Genomic DNA, 17,993 nt, shown 5'->3' with positions numbered 1-17,993 from the left:
TTTTCATCTTTACATCTCATGACCCGTCCGTAGTGTCGGCTGGTGGCGGCAATCGCGGGGAATAGAGTTCATGTGTGCCCAGTTGAGTTCGCTCGGCCATGCGGCGGGCGCTGGTGGGAAAGATGCGTCCGAGACCATGTCCAGCTTCGCGCAACATGTCTATGCGCTGCTTGACCGGACGGAGTACCGACGCTGTGAAAGCGGCGAGGACTTCGAAAGCATTTACAGGCTGCGCTACAATTCCTATCGGATGAACGATCTGGTGCCCGAGAATGCGTCCCGTCAGGTCCATGACGAGTTTGACGAACTGCCCAATTGCCATACGTTTGGAATCTACATCGAGGGGCGGCTGGTCAGCACGATGCGCCTGCATGACGTGTCTGCTGATAACGCCACATCACCAGCGCTCAGCGTATACAAGGACTTGTTGATGCCGCGTCTGGCGGCCGGCGAAGTCTTTATCGACCCGAGCCGTTTTGCCGTGGACGCCGAATGGTCACGGCTTTACCCTCAGATCCCGTATGTGACGCTGCGCCTTGCCGGCATGGCGTGCTTCCATTTCGGCGCGCCTTATTGCATATCCATGATCCGTGAGGACCATGCGGCTTTCTACAAGCGCATCTATCGGGCGCGACCGATCGGTGATGCGCGGCCCTATGCCGGCGTGATCAACTGTTTTGCGCTGCTTTATCAGGCCGATGTCCTGGCGATCAAGAATGAAACCTACGCTCGCTTTCCGTTCTTCCGTTCGACGCCGATGGAGCAGCGCATGTTGTTCGATAAGCCCGGCGCCGGCGAACTCGCGCCGCTGACCATCCTGCCCACCGCCAAGTATTTTCGCGAAGCCGCCTGAACGAGCCCATGGAGCCTTCCGATCGCTTCGGCGTTCTGGGCAAGGGTGTTGGTAGGTCGGCATGGCCGACATCCATCACGCACCGCTTCGATAGCGATCCGATCAAAGGAACCGATATGACCATTTCCACGCTCGCCCTTACCCCGCTTATCTCGCTGATTGCAGGCGTGCTGATCCTGGTGATCCCGCGGCTACTCAATTATATCGTCGCCCTTTATCTGATCGTTGTCGGCCTGCTCGGTCTGTTCCCGCATCTCGCCGGCTAACGACATCGGCAATAGCGGACCTGCCATCCATTAGGATTGGTATCGCCGCGCTCCGCGCAGCGATTTCAAGTTTTGCTTGAGATTGTTGGCTGCGGCGATGCGGCAATAGCGCCATTGCCCTTAACGCGGCTTTTCGCTATGTGCCTGAAAGATGTCTTCGAAGGGGTATTCCAATGGCTGAACATACGCCGACCGGTCCTGTCGAACTGGGCGCGAAGATGGACTATGCCGAGCACGACCGCACCTATGCCGGCTTTGTGATGCTGGCCAAATATGGGTCGCTATTTTGCGCCGCCGTGCTTCTTGCCATGGCGTTCGGCTTCTTTGTGGGCGGCTTCTTCTCGGCGACTATCCTGTTCGTGCTGATCCTGGCCATCGGCGCCTTTATTCTCCGATAACTCCTCCAACCTTTGTCGAAGGCGCCGCCGCGGACGGTCGGTGTCTTGCGGTAACAGGGTTCCGGCCGAAAGGATCGTGCGGTGGGACAGACGGTTTTCATCCCTCGTGAGCTCGACGCAAACGAGCCTCGCGTCGCGGCCTCGTCCGATACGGTGAAGCGGCTGGCAGCGCTGGGTTTCGACGTAACCGTGGAAACCGGCGCCGGCACGGCGTCGCGCATTCCCGACGAGGAGTTTGCCAAGGCGGGCGCCGCGATCGGCAAAGCCGGCGATGCTGCCAAGGCCGACGTGGTGCTAAAGGTGCGCCGCCCCATGGACGTCGAGCTGAAGGGCTACAAGTCCGGCGCCGCCGTCATCGCCATCATGGATCCCTATGGCAACGATGCTGCCGTCGCAGCCCTTGCCAGGGCCGGTGTTACTGCCTTCTCCATGGAGTTCATGCCGCGCATCACCCGGGCGCAATCGATGGACGTTCTATCCAGCCAGGCCAACCTCGCCGGCTACCAGGCGGTGATCGATGCGGCTGCCGAATATGACCGGGCGTTGCCGATGATGATGACGGCGGCTGGCACGGTCCCGGCTGCGAAGGCGTTCGTCATGGGCGTCGGCGTCGCCGGTCTGCAGGCCATCGCCACCGCGCGCCGCCTCGGCGCCGTGGTCACCGCCACCGACGTGCGCCCGGCCGCCAAGGAGCAGGTCGCCTCGCTCGGCGCAAAATTCCTGGCCGTCGAGGACGAGGAGTTCAAGGCGGCCGAGACGGCTGGCGGCTACGCCAAGGAAATGTCGAAGGAGTACCAGGCCAAGCAGGCGGCGCTGACCGCCGAGCACATCGCCAAGCAGGACATCGTCATCACCACGGCGCTGATCCCCGGCCGGCCAGCGCCGAAGCTGGTTTCGGCGGCGATGGTCGCGTCGATGAAACCCGGCTCCGTGATCGTCGACCTCGCGGTCGAGCGCGGCGGCAATGTCGAGGGCGCCGTGCCCGGGAAGGTGGTGACCACCGCCAACGGGGTAAAGATCGTCGGCCATCTCAACGTTCCCGGTCGCGTCGCCGCCTCGGCCTCGCTTCTCTATGCCAGGAACCTCTATGCCTTCCTTGAGACGCTGGTCGATAAGGCGACGAAGACGCTTGCCATCAACCGCGACGACGAGCTGGTCAAGGCAACCATGCTGACCGATGCCGGCAAGGTCGTGCATCCCGCGTTCGTCAGGGCTGAACAGGAGCCACCAAAGGGCCAACATGTCGAACCACCGGCCATTCCGGCGAGGACGATGGTTGCCGAGGCTTCGGCGAAGCCGGCTGCGAAGAGACCAGCCGCTTCGAGGAAGCCCAAGACCACCGGAGGGATCGCGTGATGGATCAGACTCTGCAGAAAGCCCTCGACCAGCTCGACCAGGCGACAGCTGCCGTGCGGCTCGCGGTTCAGAACCTAGCCGCCGCGCCCGGCACCGAAGCGGCGGGTGACGCCGCTCACGCGCTGTCCGGCGGTGCCATCGATCCCTTCGTCTTCCGCTTCGCCATCTTCGTGCTGGCGATCTTCGTCGGCTACTACGTCGTCTGGTCGGTGACGCCGGCGCTGCACACGCCATTGATGGCCGTCACCAACGCCATTTCCTCCGTCATCGTAGTCGGCGCGTTGCTGGCCGTCGGCATCTCGGCCTCGGGCATCGCCACCGGCTTCGGCTTCGTTGCGCTGATGCTGGTATCGGTCAACATCTTCGGCGGCTTCCTCGTCACCCAGCGCATGCTGGCTATGTACAAGAAGAAGGAAAAGTAGGCCGCTATGAACGCCAACTTCGCTTCCTTCCTCTATCTGGTCTCCGGCATCCTGTTCATCCTGGCATTGCGCGGCCTGTCGCATCCGACCACCAGCCGCCAGGGCAACATGTACGGCATGATCGGTATGGGCATTGCCATCGCCACGACGCTGGCTCTGGCCACCCCTTCCGCCGGCCGCTTCGCGCTGATCGTGCTCGGGCTGCTGATCGGCGGCTCGGTCGGTGCGGTCACGGCACGGCGCATCGCCATGACCTCGATGCCGCAGCTGGTCGCCGCCTTTCACTCGCTGGTCGGTCTTGCTGCGGTCATGGTGGCGGCCGCCGCCATCTATGCACCGGAAAGCTTCGGCATCGGCACCGTCGCCGATATTCATGCCCAGGCGCTGATCGAGATGAGCCTCGGCGTTGCCATCGGCGCCATCACTTTCACCGGCTCGGTCATCGCTTTCTTGAAGCTCGACGGCCGCATGTCGGGCAAGCCGATCATGATCGGTGGCCGCCACTTCATCAACGCGGCCCTGGGCATTGCGCTGATCGTGCTGATCGTGCTGCTCGTCACCACCGAGTCCAAGCTGGTGTTCTGGCTGATCGTTGCCGGCTCGCTGGTGCTGGGCGTCCTTCTCATCATCCCGATCGGCGGCGCCGATATGCCGGTGGTGGTGTCGATGCTGAATTCCTATTCCGGCTGGGCCGCCGCCGCACTCGGTTTCACGCTCGGCAATCTGGCGCTGATCATCACCGGCGCTCTGGTCGGTTCATCGGGCGCCATCCTGTCCTACATCATGTGCAAAGGCATGAACCGGAGCTTCATCTCGGTCATCCTCGGTGGCTTCGGCGGCGAGACATCAGCCATTGCCAACGACGGCATCGAGCGCACGGTCAAGCAGGGCTCGGCCGAGGATGCCGCCTATCTGATGATGAATGCGCAAAAGGTCATCATCGTGCCGGGCTACGGCATGGCCGTCGCCCAGGCGCAGCACGCGCTGCGCGAGATGGCCGACAAGCTCAAGGCCAACGGCGTCGACGTCAAATACGCCATCCACCCCGTCGCCGGCCGCATGCCCGGCCACATGAACGTGCTCTTGGCCGAAGCCAACGTGCCTTATGACGAAGTGTTCGAGTTGGAGGACATCAACTCTGAGTTCGCGCAGGCCGACGTCGCCTATGTCATCGGCGCCAACGACGTCACCAATCCCTCGGCTCGTGACGACAAGTCCTCACCGATCTACGGCATGCCGATCCTCGACGTCGACAAGGCGCGCACTTGCCTGTTCGTCAAGCGCTCGCTTGGCTCCGGCTATGCCGGCATCGACAACACGCTGTTCTACAAGGACGGCACCATGATGCTGCTCGGCGACGCCAAGAAGATGACCGAGGAGATCGTCAAGGCCATGGATCACTGAAAAGGCCTCGTTGCCAATTCACTGCCGATCGTCGAATACAGCTCGGCTCCGCGCCGGGCTTTTTCTTGGCTGTTACCGGTTCTGAAGCTACGATGCCGACCCGTCGTCTTGCAAACGGCGTCATCGTGGAGGTGCTGGTGCCCGACCCTGGTTCTGCTGCATCGCCGGCCGCCGATCTGACCGCAGCAGAGAAGGCGCCACGCAAGCGCAGCCAGGCGGTAGTGGTCGTGCACGGCATGGGCGAGCAGCGGCCCATGGACACGTTGAGGGAGTTTGTCCAGGCCGTATGGAGCCACGATCCGGCCCGTGCACCGTTCTATGCCCATGTCGCCGATCCGGCCGACCCGATGGGTGCGAAGATCAACCAGAGCTGGATCACGCCCGACAGCCGGACCAATTCGCACGAACTCCGCCGGATCACCACGCCCTATGATGTCGATGGCCGCCGCACCGATTTCTACGAGCTTTACTGGGCCGACATCACCCAGGGCACGACCCGAAGCCGCCTTGCTGCCTGGGTGACGACCCTGCTCTGGCGCAAGCCCGTCGATATTCCGCGCGATGTGCGCAAACTCTACGTCGTCACGCTTTTGGCCACCATCGTCGTCCTCGGCGCGGCGCTGGCGCTCGCAACGTCGACCTGGCAAGGCTACATCTCCTGGACGACCGGTGTGCTTGTCACGGTTCTGGCGTCGTTCGTCATCTGGTCGGTGGACCAGTTTGGCTTGCCTTATTTCGGCGACGTCGCCGCCTATGTGCGGGCCGAAGCGGCAACGGTCGAGAAACGGGCGCTGGTCCGCGAGCGTGGCCTCAAGCTGCTGAAGCGTCTCATGATGGACGATGCCTATGATCGCATCGTGCTGGTCTCGCACAGCCTCGGGTCGATCATCGCCTATGATCTGTTGCAGATCTTGTGGGCTGATTTCAGGCCTAGAAAGCTGGAAGCCATTCGCGACAAAGCGCGGCTGAAGGCGATCCACGCCGTCGACAAGGCGACGCTGGCCGCCGATGCCTCCGCCTGGCCCGACAGCCTCAATGATCTCCCCGCATTCCGGCGCCACCAATGGGAGCTCTACCGGCAGCTTCGCGTCGGCGACGCCGATCATCCGCTGCCGTGGAAGATCAGCGATTTCGTCACGCTCGGCAGTCCGCTGACCCACAGCGAGTTCCTGGTGACCTACAACCTCGCCGAATTCAGGCGCGGCATCGCCGAGCGCCTGTTTTCGGCATGCCCGCCGATCGCCGACAGGGCGGCGGGCGGGACCATGCTCTACCAGGAAGGGCGCAGCCATTCCGGCAAGCCGCAGCGGGCGGTGCATCATGGCGCGGTGTTTGCCGCAACGCGCTGGACCAATATTTTCGACAGGGGCAATGGCTGGCTGACCGGCGACCCGATCTCAGGGCGGATGACGGAAAACTTCGGTCCCGGCGTGGAAAACATCCAGGTCGAGCTGCGCGGCTCGCTTGGCCGCGTCTTCACGCACAGGCTCTATTGGTCGCTGACGGCGAGCGGCGTCGAAGTCAATGCGCCGGTCGGCGCACGGCCGCGCTCGCACCTTGCCGTGCTGCGCGATGCGGTCGATCTCGGCCGCAAACTGGAAGCTGAGCTGTAGGCGGTGAGCACGACAATGCCGCGGCGGCACTTCAAGGCAAGGGTCCGCTTCGGGCGTAATCTTCCCGAAGCGGACCGAGTTCGCCTAGTCACCGATCAACGATTGGTCAGGAAAATTGCTTCCTCGTCGTCGCGCTGCCTGCCGCCAAGTGCTGCGGCCGCACTGGCAATGAAGGCGCCGATGACCAGCGACAGCGCGCCAATCAGCGAGAAGGTGGCGCCTGCCTTTCTGGCGGTGTCGGCCGCCTGCTGCGCCTTGACCTTGGCCTCCTGCGCTCTGGCGATTACTGCATCGACGCGAGCGGTGGCATCCGCTTCGGACAGGCCTGTGCGGGCGGCCACCAGCCGCGACAGATAGGTCTTGTCGTCGGCCGATATTTCGCCTGCTGCGGCACTCGCGATCAGAATGCGCGATGCCTGCGCCGATGCCGCGGCGTCGCTCTCCGGATTGGCGGCAGCGAGCCTTGCCGGATCGGCCGGGCGAAACAGCGTATCGACGAAATACGACGTGGCGTCGTTAGTCGAGGCGCCACCAGCGTTTGCGGCAGCACCTGCCGAAGCGCCCATTGCCGCGCCCGATGCCACAGTCGAAGCAGCCTGGACACCGCTGCCTATTGCGGCCGAAAGCGCCGTGCCGAGCACGCCGGCGACGAGCAACGTCGCCAGCGCCCAGGCCAGGAAACCGTGAGCGGTATCGCGGAAGAAGACTTCATCGGTGTGGATGCCGACCCATTTGGTGCGCAGGCGTCCGGCGAGGTAGCCGCCCAGCGCCGACGACAACCACTGCACGACGATCAGCCAGACGGCAGTGGAAACTGCGAAAGTGGTGACTGACGCACCCGAGCCGGACCATGGCGACACCATGCTCAGCCCAAGCCCGGAGCCGAGCAGCATCAAGATGAAGGTAAGCGTCGACGCAGCAAAGGCGCCGGCGACGATTGGCCCCCAGCTGACAGCGGGGGAAGCGGATTCCGTCGGTGCGGAAACGTCGGCAGTCGTTAGGGTGGACGGCATCGAAGCCCCCTACCTTGCAAACAGCATGATCAGAATAATGATCGGAATCGGGACTCCGAGAAGCCAGAGCAAAATGCCACGTCCCATAGATGCCTCCTGCGGCGATTGTGATCAACTACAATGCCTTGAAAGCCTTTCCGTTCCGGCGGTCCTGCTGATCTCTGTTGCTTGCAACAGTCGGCATCGGTGCGCCAAGGCGCACCAATGCACTTCATGCCTGCTGGCTGGGTATCTGAGATCGTGGCTCAGATGTCCAGATTGGCGACCGACAGCGCGTTTTCCTGGATGAATTCGCGCCTGGGCTCGACCTCGTCGCCCATCAGCCGCGAAAACAAGCTGTCCGCATCCGTTGCGTCATTGACCTTGACCTGCAAGAGCGAGCGCACATTCGGGTCAAGCGTCGTTTCCCAGAGCTGCTCGGCGTTCATTTCGCCAAGGCCCTTGTAGCGCTGCATGGTGAGGCCCTTGCGGCCGGTGGCAAACACGGCATTGAGCAGTGCCAGCGGCCCCGAAATGGTTTCCGAGACATCCTTGCGGCGCAGCACCGGCGGCTCGCCATAGATTTCCGCCAGACGCGGCGCATAGCGGTCGAGCTGGCGTGCGTCGGCGGAATTGATCAGCGCCAGGTCGAGATGTGCGAACTCCTTGACGCTGCGCACCGTTCGCTCGAAGACATAGCCGCCAATGCCCTCGTTCGAGGTCGACATGCGGCCGATCCAGCCGCGCTCGGTGTCCTCGGCGATAATGTCGAGACGGCGGGCAACACGCTCGGCCGTCTCATTGGCGCGGCCGAGGTCGGTGAAGATCTCCGGGTTGAGCGCGCCGGCAATCGCTGCCTGCTCGACCACGCCTCTGTTATAGCGGGTGTGCAATCCGTTGATGAGCTGGCGGACAGCCAAGGCGTCGTCGATGGCACTGCGCAGGTCCTGCCCGGCCCGCACCTCGCCCGTGCTGAGCGCAAGCGACGCTTCTTCCAGCCCGGAGCCGATCAGGAATTCCTCGAAGGCGGCTTCGTCCTTGATGTATTGCGAGCTCTTCCCGCGCGTCACCTTATAGAGCGGCGGCTGCGCGATGTAGAGATGACCGCGTTCGATCAGTTCCGGCATCTGGCGAAAGAAGAAGGTCAGCAGCAAGGTGCGGATGTGGGCGCCGTCGACATCGGCGTCGGTCATCAGGATGATCTTGTGGTATCGCAGCTTGTCGGCATTGAACTCGTCCTTGCCGATCGAGGTGCCGAGCGCAGTGATCAGCGTGCCGATCATGTCGGAGCCGAGCATACGGTCGAAGCGGGCGCGCTCGACATTGAGGATCTTGCCGCGCAGCGGAAGAATGGCCTGGTTCTGGCGCGAACGGCCGCCCTTGGCCGAGCCGCCGGCGCTGTCGCCCTCGACGATGAAGATCTCCGATTTTGCCGGATCGCGCTCCTGGCAATCGGCCAGCTTGCCGGGCAGCGAGGTGACGCCGAGCGAACTCTTGCGGGTAATGTCGCGTGCCTTGCGCGCGGCTTCACGCGCGGCCGCGGCCTGGATGACCTTCTCGATGACCGCCTTGCCCTCGGTCGGGTGCTCCTCCAGCCAGGTGCCGAGCGCTTCGTTGACCAGCCCTTCGACCACCGGACGGACCTCGGACGACACCAGCTTGTCCTTGGTCTGCGAGGAGAATTTCGGGTCGGGAACCTTGACTGACAGCACCGCCGTCAGCCCTTCACGGCAATCGTCGCCGATCAGCGCCACCTTTTCCTTCTTGGTCAGGCCCGAAGAGTCGCCATAGCCGGTTATCTGGCGTGTCAGCGCACCGCGAAAGCCTGCCAGATGCGTGCCGCCGTCGCGTTGCGGGATGTTATTGGTGAAGGCCAGCACGTTCTCGTGGTAGCTGTCGTTCCACCACATGGCGACTTCGACCGTGATGCCGTCGCGCTCGGCGCGGATCGATATCGGCTTGTCGAGCAACGGCTTTTTCGTCCGGTCGAGATATCGGACGAACTCTTCGAGGCCGCCATCGTAGTGCAATTCATGGCGCACGATGTCGGCATGGCGGGCATCGGTCAAAACGATGCGCACGCCGGAGTTCAGGAAGGCGAGTTCGCGCAGCCGATGCTCCAGCGTACCGTAGTCGAATTCGACCATGGTGAAGGTTTCGGACGACGGCAAAAACGTGATTTCGCTGCCGCTGCGGCCTTCATAGGTGCCGGGGAGCTTGTCTTGTTCATAACTGCCGGTAACGCGCAGCGGCGCGTCGGCATTGCCATGCGTGAAGCTCATCTCGTAGATCTGGCCGTTGCGGCGGATCTTCAGTTTCAGCCAGGCCGACAGTGCGTTGACGACCGACACGCCGACGCCGTGCAGGCCGCCCGACACCTTGTAGGAGTTCTGGTCGAACTTGCCGCCGGCATGCAGCTGCGTCATGATCACTTCGGCCGCCGAAATGCCTTCGCCGGTGTGGATATCGGTCGGAATGCCGCGGCCATTGTCGGTGACCGTCACCGATCCGTCCGGATTGAGCGTCACCGTGACCAGGTCGGCATGGCCGGCCAGGGCTTCGTCGATGGCGTTGTCGACGACTTCATAGACCATGTGGTGCAGGCCCGAGCCGTCGTCGGTATCGCCGATATACATGCCCGGCCGCTTGCGAACGGCATCCAAGCCCTTCAAAACCTTGATGGAATCGGCGCCGTATTCGGCTTCAACGCCGTTGGCGATGTCGGTCTGTTCGCTCATGAAAACCTGTCTGATTGATGCCGTGTGCAGAGCGCGAAAAATCGGCTTCGAATCGCGCATTTCTAATGTCGTAGATATAGGCGCAAAAGGCGGTTTTTCCAAGGTTTGCAGGCATTTCCGGACGGAATGACGGTCGCGTCGGCCGGCTACTGGCGCTTGGCTTCGATCCTGGCCAGCCGCTGACGCCGGAACTTGATCATGAATTTGTATCGCGGCGCCAACCGCCCGCTTCGGTCGAGCTCGAGCGTCATGTCGAGCGCCTTGGAAAGCACGGCTTTCGGATCCTTAGCGACTTGCGCGTAGTCGATATAGGCGACCACCAGGTCGCGCTGCCAGGTGGCGTTGTCCGGATCGGCCCGGGCAAGTTTCTCGCGAATGGCCAGGCTGTCCTGATAGGCTTGCCGGGCTCCGCTGAGGTCGCGCTGCTTTAGGCGCAGGGTGGCGACTTCGGACAGCGTTATCGACAAGTCACGCTGCCAGTCGGAATTGGCCGGATCGAGCTTGGCCAGCCGCTGCGCAATCGCGTAGCTGTCCAGATAGGCTTTCAGCGCGCCTTTGTGGTCGCCCTGTATCGCCAGGACGCCGGCGACTTTCTCGAGGCAGACGGACAGGTCGCGCTGCCATTCGGTGTTGTTCGGGTCGCCGACGGCGAGCGCGCTGGCCTGCGAAAGTGCCTCACGATAAGCCGAAAGTGCCGCCGGCCAATTCTGCTGGTCGCTCAGCGCATTGCCGATCTTGGCGTTGCCGACCGACAGGTCGCGTTTCAGCTCGGTGTCGTCCGGATCGCGTTTCGCCAGTTGCTTGACGATCGCGAGGCCTTCCCTGTAAGCCGCCAGCGCCCCGGCGGCGTCGCCGCGTTCGCGCAGCAGGTCGCCTATCGTATCGTGGCTGACCGAGACGTCACGCTGCCGGTCGGCGTCTCCCGGTTTGTCCGCCGCCAGCGCCAGCCGCACCTTCAGGCTCTCTTCATAGGCCGCCTGTGCGTTATCCAGTTGGCCTGCGACATGGGCAAGGTGACCGATCTCATCGTAGGTGATGGTCAGGTCGCGCTGCAGTTCGGCACGGTCGGGCTCTCCGGCGGCGAGCTGTTTCTTGATCGACAGACTTTCCTGGTAGACCTCTGCGGCGCCGGCCAGATCGCCTTGCGTCGCCAGTACGTTACCGATCTTGTCGTCGGCCATGGCGAGGTCGCCGAACCACTCCAGATTGTCCGGTTCTGCCTCGGTCAGGCCCTGCAGAATGGTCTTGGCCGCCTCATAGTTTTGCAGCGCTGTCGGCAGATTGCCTTGTGCCATCCGCACATTGCCGAGCTTGACGTGACTGACGGCGAAGTCGCGTTTCACGTTGGGATCGGTTTCATGATGCGACCGCCGTTCGAGATCGGCTTGCAGCGTCTCGAAGGCGCGGCCGGCCGCATCGATATTGCCAACCGTGGTATAGAGTTTGCCCAGCTCGTCCAGCGTGCGGATCAAGCGGTCGGCATCGTCGAGCGACAGCACCACCCGTCCGGCTTCGCCATAAAGCGCGAGCACGGATTCATAGTCCTTGATGGCTGTGGCGTAGTCGAGGTCGGCCCGCGCCGCCCCGCCGGACAGATAGCGCGTTGCGGCCTCGGAGAGCGTGCGGCTGACGAAATTGGCCTTCAGAGCGTTGCGAGAGACATTATCGATCTCGGCTGCCTCGGCGAGCTTTTTGCGCGCCGCATCGAACGCTCCCAGCGAAAGCTGCTCTTCGGCCTGCCGGCGCAACGCTGCCACCCGCAGATCGTCGGATCCAAGCGTCTGCATTTCGCTCCGCACCTTGACGAAGGCGTCGGCTGCCTCACGCAGCCTGGCGTTCAGACTGTCAGCGGAGAGGTGGCCGGTATCGGAACTGATCAACGCGCCATAGAGCGGTGCCAGCGGCATGTCGGCGTCACTGGCGATCTTCTCCACCTCGCCGCGCATCTGAGGCGTCACCTCGGCCATGGCAAGCAACAGGCGTTCGCGCTCGGGCAGTTTCTCCTTGGCTGTCGTGGCAAAGAACAGCTGCGGCAGGCCGCTCTCGACATAGGGCAATTGCTTGCCGCGCGAGAGGTCGTAGACCTCCTGCTGCACGAGCGTCAGCACGGAGCGGATCTCGAGTCCATCGGTGCCGAGATATTTCGTCAACGCCGCGGTGAACGGCGAATTCTGGCCGGTCCCATCCGCGGCGGTCTCGCCGGGCGCTGCCGAGAAGGCAAACAGAATGTTTTCTGCCCGCCCGACGCGGCCAAGACCCGGCCGGACCTTGACGCCGACCTCTTTTGCAAGCGCCGTTGCGCCGCGGCCTTCGCCGCCCGTAGCCGCAAACGGATCGCTGCGGCAGGCATCGAGCACGATCAGCCCGACCTTGCTGGTGGCGGCGACGGTCGTGCGGATCTGCTCCAGCGGCAGGCTGGTCCTTTCCAGCGCATCGAGCGACGACGCGTCTGCATCGACCGGCAGGAGCCGATTCTCGCCGGCGATCTCGACCCCGTGGCCGGAAAAGAACACCAGTACCACGTCGGCGCCTTTGGCATCCTCGCGGAAATCGTCGAGCGCCCGGCGCATGCGCCGCAGGTCGCGGTTGGTTTCGAGGAAGACCTCAAAGCCGAGCTTCCTCAGCACCGTTTCCATCACCTCGCCGTCGTTGACGGGATTGGCGAGCGGCCGGATCAGCCGGTAGTCGTTCTCGGCGATGACCAGCGCAACGCGCCGCTCCGCCACGGCAGCGGAGGCCGTCGAGAGGATCAGCAGCAAGGCAAACAGAAGACGCAAATCGAACCGCCCCGGCCCGGTCGTTTGCCGGAGCATTCCATCTCTTTATGGCATGAGCAAGTTATGGCATCGGCAAGCGCGGCCGTTCGCGTTGTCAGCCGACCCGCATCGGCTTCAGCGCTTCGCTCCAGCGGAACAACTCGTCCAGCATGGTCCTGGCCCCGCCGAGCACCTGCTCGCTGGGCAGGAAGGCGCCGGTCTCGTCGAGCAGCTTCTGGTACATCGGCAGCGCCACGCCTTCCGGGATCGGCATGACGCCGACGGAGGTCAGCAACGGTTTGACTGCCTGCGCCGCTCGCAAGCCGCCGGAGACACCGCCATAGCTGAGGATGGCGGCCGGCTTGTATCGCCATTCCCTGAGCAGGTAGTCGACCGCGTTGACGATCGCCGGAGCGGCGAAATAATTGTATTCCGGCGCTACGAAGACGAATGCGTCGGCGGCGTCGATTGCTTTCGACCAGGCTTTCGTGTGGCTGTTTTCGTATTTGCCGAGTCTCGGATGATGCGGCTCGTCCAGCACCGGCAGGTTGAAGGCGGCGATATCGGTGAGCAATGGCTCGAATTTGCCGTGTTCGCGCGCAAAGCTTTCCAGCCACTTTGCGAAAACCGGTCCGGCGCGGCCCGGCCGCGTGCTGCCGATGATGACGTTCAACTGGTGCTTCAAAGCGGGGCTCCTGCCGGTTTCTGACATCTGTGGTGCTGCCACCTAAGACACGCAGCCGGACACAGCAAGCAGGCAATTTCCGGTGCCCTGGTCACATTCCAGAGAGCGGATGCTTCGCCTTGTCGTCCAGTCACATGGACGCCTGCCTTGCCCGCCACTACATTGAGGTGTCAGCGGAGCAAGCCATGGACAGTCAGCCCGTCCCCTTCGTCCCGCCGGCGCCGAAGCCGCGCACAGCGCCGCCCTCGACGCTGGAGATGATCCGCATCGTCTACCGCAATCCGCTCGAGCTGTGGGGCGAGCCGACCTATAACGAGCCCTGGATTTCGGTGACCGGTATCGGTGGGCCGCTGGTCATCGCCAACGATCCCGGTCTCATTCGCCATGTGCTCGTCGATAACGCCAAGAACTACAAGATGGCGACGGTTCGCCAGCTGATCCTGCGGCCGATCCTGCGCGACGGCCTGCTGACCGCCGAGGGCGAGGTGTGGAGGCGTTCACGCAAGGCGATGGCGCCAGTGTTCACGCCGCGCCATATCTTCGGTTTCGCCGAGCCGATGCTGAAACGCACGCGGGAGTTCGTCATGCGCTACGAGGGCGGCGGTACGTTCGACGTCGCTCACGACATGACGCTGCTTACCTTTGACATCCTGGCCGAGACGCTGTTTTCCGGTGAGATTTCAGGCGAGCCGGGCAGCTTTGCCAAGGAGATCGACCGCCTGTTCGAGACGATGGGTCGGGTCGATCCACTCGACCTGTTGCGGGCACCCGACTGGCTGCCGCGCCTGACCCGCATCCGCGGCCGCAAGACCATGGCCTACTTCCGCAAGATCGTCACCGACACGGTGCAGATGCGCGAGGCGCGGTTGAGGCGTGCTCCGGACACGGTGCCGCAGGATTTTCTTACGCTGCTGTTGAGGGCGGAGGGACCGGGCGGGCTAACCCGGTCCGAAGTCGAGGACAACATCATCACCTTCATCGGCGCTGGCCACGAGACTACGGCCAGGGCGCTCGGCTGGACGCTCTACTGCCTTGCCGAAGCGCCGTGGGAGCGCGAAAAGATCGAGCACGAGATCGATGCGGTGCTGGCGCGTGAGCCCGACCCGACGAAATGGCTCGACGCCATGCCGCTCACCCGTGCCGCCTTCGAAGAGGCGCTCAGGCTCTATCCGCCGGCGCCATCGATCAACCGCGAACCGATCGAGCCCGAAACCTGGAACGGCCTCTACATACCGCGGCGTGCCGCGGTGCTGGTGATGCCGTGGGTCGTCCACCGCCATCGGAAATTGTGGGACCGGCCGGACGCTTTCATGCCGGAACGCTTCCATCCGGGGAATCGTGAAAAGATCGACCGTTTCCAGTATTTGCCGTTCGGCGCCGGGCCTCGCGTCTGCATCGGCGCCAGCTTTGCCATGCAGGAGGCAATCATCGCGTTGGCGATCATGCTTTCGCGTTATCGTTTCGATACCACCGCGCAAACCCGACCCTGGCCGGTGCAGAAGCTGACGACGCAGCCGCAAGGCGGGCTGCCGATGCAGGTTACCAGGCGCGCGCCGTAGGCAACCGGACGTCCGTTCGTGTTATGCGGCGGACTTGCGTTGGAACTGGCCGGCGGCGCGGTAGCGCCAGAGATAGCTTGGCAGGATGGTTCCGATCGAACGCGGCTGGATACCGAGGCCGGCAAGCGTCCTGTTGTCCTTGACGGCGTCATCCGACACGACATTGTGCTGGCGCAACAGCAGGACCTGGTCCTTGGTCAACAATGGATTGGGCAGCAGCCCGAGAATTGATGCCTGGAGGTTCGCCAGCCACCATGGCACGGGCAGCAAAAACCGCCTGCGTTCGATGATGACGAGCAGCTCTTGCATGCATTCCTTGAAGGTAAGCACCTGCGGCCCGCCGAGTTCATAGATCCGGCCGCCCTGGACCTTGCCGTCGACCGAGTGCGCCACCGCCTCGGCGACGTCGCCGACATAGACCGGCTGGAATTTCGTCTGCCCGCCGCCGATCAGCGGCAGCACTGGGGAAAAGCGGGCCATGTTGGCAAAGCGGTTGAAGAAACCGTCCTCCGGCCCGAAATTGATCGATGGCCGCAAGATCACGGCGTCTTGGACCGTCTCAAGAACGGCCTTTTCGCCGAGCGCCTTGGTCCGCGCGTAGTCCGATTGCGCGTGGAGCTCCGCTCCCAGAGCCGAGATGTGGGTGAGGCCGGCGCCGACGGCGCGCGCCGCTTCGGCAATAGCGCGCGCGCCGAACTCGTGGACGGCAGTAAATTTCTGCCGGCCGGCCTCATGCGCGATCGCCACCAGATTGACGACATGGTCGGCGCCTTGCACGGCGCGGTCGACCGACCAGCGCACCCGGACATTGGCCTGCACCGGCTGGATCTGCCCGACATTGCCAAGCGGTTGCAAATGACCGGCGAGATCGGGCCGGCGGCAGGCGACCCGGATGCGGTAGCCGCGCTTGGCCAGCGCCCGCACGACATGACGACCGACAAAGCCGGAGCCGCCGAAAACGACGACGAGCTTTGGGGTCTGAAGGATTTCGGTCATGGCTGGCTCCGGCGGGCTATCCAGATGGCTTGATTGAAGCCGTTTCATAGTCGGTTTCGCGCCAAAGGCAAAGGGCGACCATAGGTCGCCCGGCACTGTTGAAGCATGATTTTCCGGATCCGTTCGAAATGGCAGAAAACGCCGTCGAGGCCCGGCTTTACGGCAACTCCATTAGGAACAGGAACCTTTGTTCGCTAGGCGATTTTAGATGTATGGTTTGATTCCGAATGGAGGATATTGCCGATGACGACAAAACGCGTTGCGATCTTCGCTCTGGCTTTCGTAACAGGCTGCAGCATTGGTGCCCCGGCATTCGCGGCAAACCGGCATCACCAAGCGCAACCCGAACGCTACGTTCCCGCCAACGGCGACATCATCGACATTCTGTTCGGTGGCCCGCGCTACTATGACAACCCCCTGTTCACGACGGCCGCCGAACCCTGCTCCTACAACAGGGTAGGACCGGACGCGAATGCGGTGAACGTCATCAACGATCATCATTGCGGGAAGTAGGCTCGCGCTCCCGGATCGGCCGGCCTCTGCCGCTCATCGTACAAACGAATTTCTTTAGGACGAATAGCGCGCGGCGAATTCGGAAATGCGTTGCACCACGGCTTTCGGCGCGCTTATGCCGCGCGCCGCCGCCTTCTCTGCCGCTTCTGCCCGGGCACGCCCCGGCACATGCACGCCATAGCGCCGCCGCAACCTGTCGAGTTGGTCCTTCATCCGTTTCTCGAAGTTCGGATCGAGCAGCTTGGGCTCGACGGCGAGCACGAACAGGCCGGTCCCCGGACTGTCCGGCCCGCCGCTGAACCATGGCGCATCGAGCGACCAGTTGGCGCCCGACAGGCCCGCAGCCAGCACCTCGACCATCAGCGCGATGTTGGCGCCGCGCTGGCCGCCGAAGGCAAGCATGGCGCCTTTCATGGCGGCTGCCGGGTCCGTGGTTGGATTGCCGCTGGCGTCCAGTGCCCAGCCTTCGGGGATCTTCTTGCCGTCCTCGGCCGCCTTGCGGATGTTGACGAAGGCAGTGGCGCTCGACGACTGGTCGATGACCAGCGGCGCCCCGTCCGTGGTGGGTGCGGCAAAGGACATCGGGTTGGTGCAGTAGACCGGCTTGACCGAGCCCGAGCCGGCAAGCACGGCCGGGCCGTTGGTGGCGGCGAACGACACCAATCCCTGCGCGGCCAGCCGTCCGGTGAAATAGCCGAGCGCGCCGCAGGTATAAGCATTCTTCTGCGAAAAGATGGCGACGCCGAACAGTCGCGCCGCCTTGGCGAGGTCATCGATCGTGCGGTCGAAACCGGTATGCGCTAAGCCGCCGCGCGCATCGGAAAGATAGACCGCGAGCGCCGGCCTGGTGATCACCGGATCGGCGTTGCCGTCAATACGGCCGGCTTCCAGTGCTTCGAGATAATCGATGAAGTGCGACAGTCCGACTGTCGACAGTCCTTCAGCCTCGGCCGCGACGATCGAGGCAGCCAGCGACTGCGCCGCCTCTTCGTTGGCGCCGGCGCCAAGTGCGGCCATCCGGCACAGCCCTGTCGCCTGCTCGAGACTGAGTTGCATGGCAGCTGCCCTGAATTCGCGACTTTAACAGCTTTAGCCTAGCTTGCTCGGGATCCGCGCCTCGAGCCTGCGGAAACCGAACACCAGGATACCGGTGATGGACATATAGACCAACGCCAGAAGCAGCAAGGGTTCGTAGGTGATGAATAGATCCTGGCGCACCCGCGAAGCTACGGCATAGATGTCGACCATAGTTATCGTTGCCACCAGCGGTGTCGCTTTCAGCTGGAGAACAGTTTCACCCGCCAGCGTCGGCAGTGCCCGGCTGATCGCCTGCGGGAGCCATATGCGCCTGAAGATTTTCCAACGGCTCATGCCGAAAGCGCGGGCCGCTTCGAGTTGGCCAAGCGGTACCCCGGCGAAGGCGCCACGCATTACTTCGCCTT

Annotated in this window: 16 protein-coding genes; 9 read left to right on the top strand and 7 right to left on the bottom strand. The window is 63.3% G+C overall.

Annotated elements, in window-relative coordinates:
* Positions 1 to 70 precede the first annotated feature (70 nt).
* The 7 genes from NKJ84_RS06955 to NKJ84_RS06925 all read left to right on the top strand — a co-directional run bounded on the left by NKJ84_RS06955 (position 71) and on the right by NKJ84_RS06925 (position 6,312).
* Positions 71 to 853 (top strand): N-acyl amino acid synthase FeeM domain-containing protein, encoded by a 783-nt coding sequence (locus NKJ84_RS06955; RefSeq protein WP_352480090.1) that lies wholly within the window; start codon positions 71 to 73, stop codon positions 851 to 853.
* 116 nt (positions 854 to 969) lie between these two features.
* Positions 970 to 1,119: a DUF3096 domain-containing protein gene (locus tag NKJ84_RS06950; protein WP_352480107.1), complete on the top strand. Its 150-nt coding sequence runs from the start codon at positions 970 to 972 to the stop codon at positions 1,117 to 1,119.
* A gap of 173 nt (positions 1,120 to 1,292) precedes the next feature.
* Positions 1,293 to 1,517, top strand: coding sequence for an aa3-type cytochrome c oxidase subunit IV (locus NKJ84_RS06945; RefSeq protein ID WP_254816044.1), 225 nt, complete (start codon positions 1,293 to 1,295; stop codon positions 1,515 to 1,517).
* Positions 1,518 to 1,598: 81 nt separating this feature from the next.
* Positions 1,599 to 2,873 carry a Re/Si-specific NAD(P)(+) transhydrogenase subunit alpha gene (locus tag NKJ84_RS06940; RefSeq protein WP_352505880.1) on the top strand — a complete coding sequence of 425 codons (1,275 nt, stop codon included), beginning with the start codon at positions 1,599 to 1,601 and terminating at the stop codon, positions 2,871 to 2,873.
* On the top strand, positions 2,873 to 3,295 hold the full coding sequence (locus NKJ84_RS06935) for an NAD(P) transhydrogenase subunit alpha part 2 (RefSeq protein ID WP_302893582.1): 423 nt from the start codon (positions 2,873 to 2,875) through the stop codon (positions 3,293 to 3,295). The genes NKJ84_RS06940 and NKJ84_RS06935 overlap by 1 nt, the downstream gene beginning before the upstream one ends.
* A 6-nt stretch (positions 3,296 to 3,301) precedes the next feature.
* A complete protein-coding gene (locus tag NKJ84_RS06930; protein ID WP_352480092.1) occupies positions 3,302 to 4,699 on the top strand; it encodes an NAD(P)(+) transhydrogenase (Re/Si-specific) subunit beta in 1,398 nt (465 codons plus the stop codon).
* Positions 4,700 to 4,791: 92 nt separating this feature from the next.
* Entirely contained in the window at positions 4,792 to 6,312 is a 1,521-nt protein-coding gene (locus tag NKJ84_RS06925; protein ID WP_352505879.1) for a hypothetical protein, read from the top strand.
* Between the two features lie 95 nt (positions 6,313 to 6,407).
* Here NKJ84_RS06925 and NKJ84_RS06920 read toward each other — a convergent pair whose 3' ends face one another.
* From NKJ84_RS06920 to NKJ84_RS06905, 4 genes are all read right to left on the bottom strand, one after another.
* Positions 6,408 to 7,325: a hypothetical protein gene (locus NKJ84_RS06920; protein ID WP_352480094.1), complete on the bottom strand. Its 918-nt coding sequence runs from the start codon at positions 7,323 to 7,325 to the stop codon at positions 6,408 to 6,410.
* A gap of 245 nt (positions 7,326 to 7,570) precedes the next feature.
* A complete protein-coding gene (gene gyrB / locus NKJ84_RS06915) occupies positions 7,571 to 10,042 on the bottom strand; it encodes a DNA topoisomerase (ATP-hydrolyzing) subunit B (RefSeq protein WP_352505878.1) in 2,472 nt (823 codons plus the stop codon).
* 146 nt (positions 10,043 to 10,188) lie between these two features.
* Entirely contained in the window at positions 10,189 to 12,855 is a 2,667-nt protein-coding gene (locus NKJ84_RS06910; RefSeq protein WP_352505877.1) for a caspase family protein, read from the bottom strand.
* Between the two features lie 58 nt (positions 12,856 to 12,913).
* Complete coding sequence (locus NKJ84_RS06905; RefSeq protein ID WP_352505876.1) at positions 12,914 to 13,483, bottom strand: NADPH-dependent FMN reductase; 570 nt, start codon at positions 13,481 to 13,483, stop codon at positions 12,914 to 12,916.
* A gap of 185 nt (positions 13,484 to 13,668) precedes the next feature.
* Here NKJ84_RS06905 and NKJ84_RS06900 point away from each other — a divergent pair, with 185 nt between their 5' ends.
* Positions 13,669 to 15,042 carry a cytochrome P450 gene (locus tag NKJ84_RS06900; protein ID WP_352505875.1) on the top strand — a complete coding sequence of 458 codons (1,374 nt, stop codon included), beginning with the start codon at positions 13,669 to 13,671 and terminating at the stop codon, positions 15,040 to 15,042.
* 21 nt (positions 15,043 to 15,063) lie between these two features.
* Here NKJ84_RS06900 and NKJ84_RS06895 read toward each other — a convergent pair whose 3' ends face one another.
* Positions 15,064 to 16,038 (bottom strand): complex I NDUFA9 subunit family protein, encoded by a 975-nt coding sequence (locus NKJ84_RS06895; RefSeq protein WP_352505874.1) that lies wholly within the window; start codon positions 16,036 to 16,038, stop codon positions 15,064 to 15,066.
* Between the two features lie 243 nt (positions 16,039 to 16,281).
* On the opposite strand from NKJ84_RS06895, the gene NKJ84_RS06890 reads away from it, so the two are divergent.
* On the top strand, positions 16,282 to 16,551 hold the full coding sequence (locus tag NKJ84_RS06890; RefSeq protein WP_352505873.1) for a hypothetical protein: 270 nt from the start codon (positions 16,282 to 16,284) through the stop codon (positions 16,549 to 16,551).
* 54 nt (positions 16,552 to 16,605) lie between these two features.
* On the opposite strand, the gene NKJ84_RS06885 is transcribed toward NKJ84_RS06890, so the two are convergent.
* Together NKJ84_RS06885 and NKJ84_RS06880 are read right to left on the bottom strand one after the other, a co-directional pair.
* Positions 16,606 to 17,607, bottom strand: a complete 1,002-nt coding sequence (locus NKJ84_RS06885; RefSeq protein ID WP_352505872.1) for an Ldh family oxidoreductase — start codon at positions 17,605 to 17,607, stop codon at positions 16,606 to 16,608.
* Between the two features lie 33 nt (positions 17,608 to 17,640).
* A partial coding sequence (locus tag NKJ84_RS06880) for an ABC transporter permease subunit (RefSeq protein WP_352505871.1) occupies positions 17,641 to 17,993 on the bottom strand: 353 nt, incomplete at its 5' end.

The sequence above is a fragment of the Mesorhizobium sp. M0048 genome (assembly GCF_040323405.1).
In the GTDB taxonomy this organism is placed as follows: Bacteria; Pseudomonadota; Alphaproteobacteria; order Rhizobiales; family Rhizobiaceae; genus Mesorhizobium.
The sequence above is the reverse complement of the archived record's forward strand: the minus strand, read 5'-3'. Positions and strand labels throughout refer to the sequence as shown.

Coding starts and splice junctions, on each gene's coding strand:
- NKJ84_RS06955 (WP_352480090.1), top strand. CDS start 71: ATGTGTGCCCAGTTGAGTTCGCTCGGCCATGCGGCGGGCGCTGGTGGG.
- NKJ84_RS06950 (WP_352480107.1), top strand. CDS start 970: ATGACCATTTCCACGCTCGCCCTTACCCCGCTTATCTCGCTGATTGCA.
- NKJ84_RS06945 (WP_254816044.1), top strand. CDS start 1,293: ATGGCTGAACATACGCCGACCGGTCCTGTCGAACTGGGCGCGAAGATG.
- NKJ84_RS06935 (WP_302893582.1), top strand. CDS start 2,873: ATGGATCAGACTCTGCAGAAAGCCCTCGACCAGCTCGACCAGGCGACA.
- NKJ84_RS06930 (WP_352480092.1), top strand. CDS start 3,302: ATGAACGCCAACTTCGCTTCCTTCCTCTATCTGGTCTCCGGCATCCTG.
- NKJ84_RS06925 (WP_352505879.1), top strand. CDS start 4,792: ATGCCGACCCGTCGTCTTGCAAACGGCGTCATCGTGGAGGTGCTGGTG.
- NKJ84_RS06920 (WP_352480094.1), bottom strand. CDS start 7,325: ATGCCGTCCACCCTAACGACTGCCGACGTTTCCGCACCGACGGAATCC.
- gyrB (WP_352505878.1), bottom strand. CDS start 10,042: ATGAGCGAACAGACCGACATCGCCAACGGCGTTGAAGCCGAATACGGC.
- NKJ84_RS06910 (WP_352505877.1), bottom strand. CDS start 12,855: ATGCTCCGGCAAACGACCGGGCCGGGGCGGTTCGATTTGCGTCTTCTG.
- NKJ84_RS06900 (WP_352505875.1), top strand. CDS start 13,669: ATGGACAGTCAGCCCGTCCCCTTCGTCCCGCCGGCGCCGAAGCCGCGC.
- NKJ84_RS06895 (WP_352505874.1), bottom strand. CDS start 16,038: ATGACCGAAATCCTTCAGACCCCAAAGCTCGTCGTCGTTTTCGGCGGC.
- NKJ84_RS06890 (WP_352505873.1), top strand. CDS start 16,282: ATGACGACAAAACGCGTTGCGATCTTCGCTCTGGCTTTCGTAACAGGC.
- NKJ84_RS06885 (WP_352505872.1), bottom strand. CDS start 17,607: ATGCAACTCAGTCTCGAGCAGGCGACAGGGCTGTGCCGGATGGCCGCA.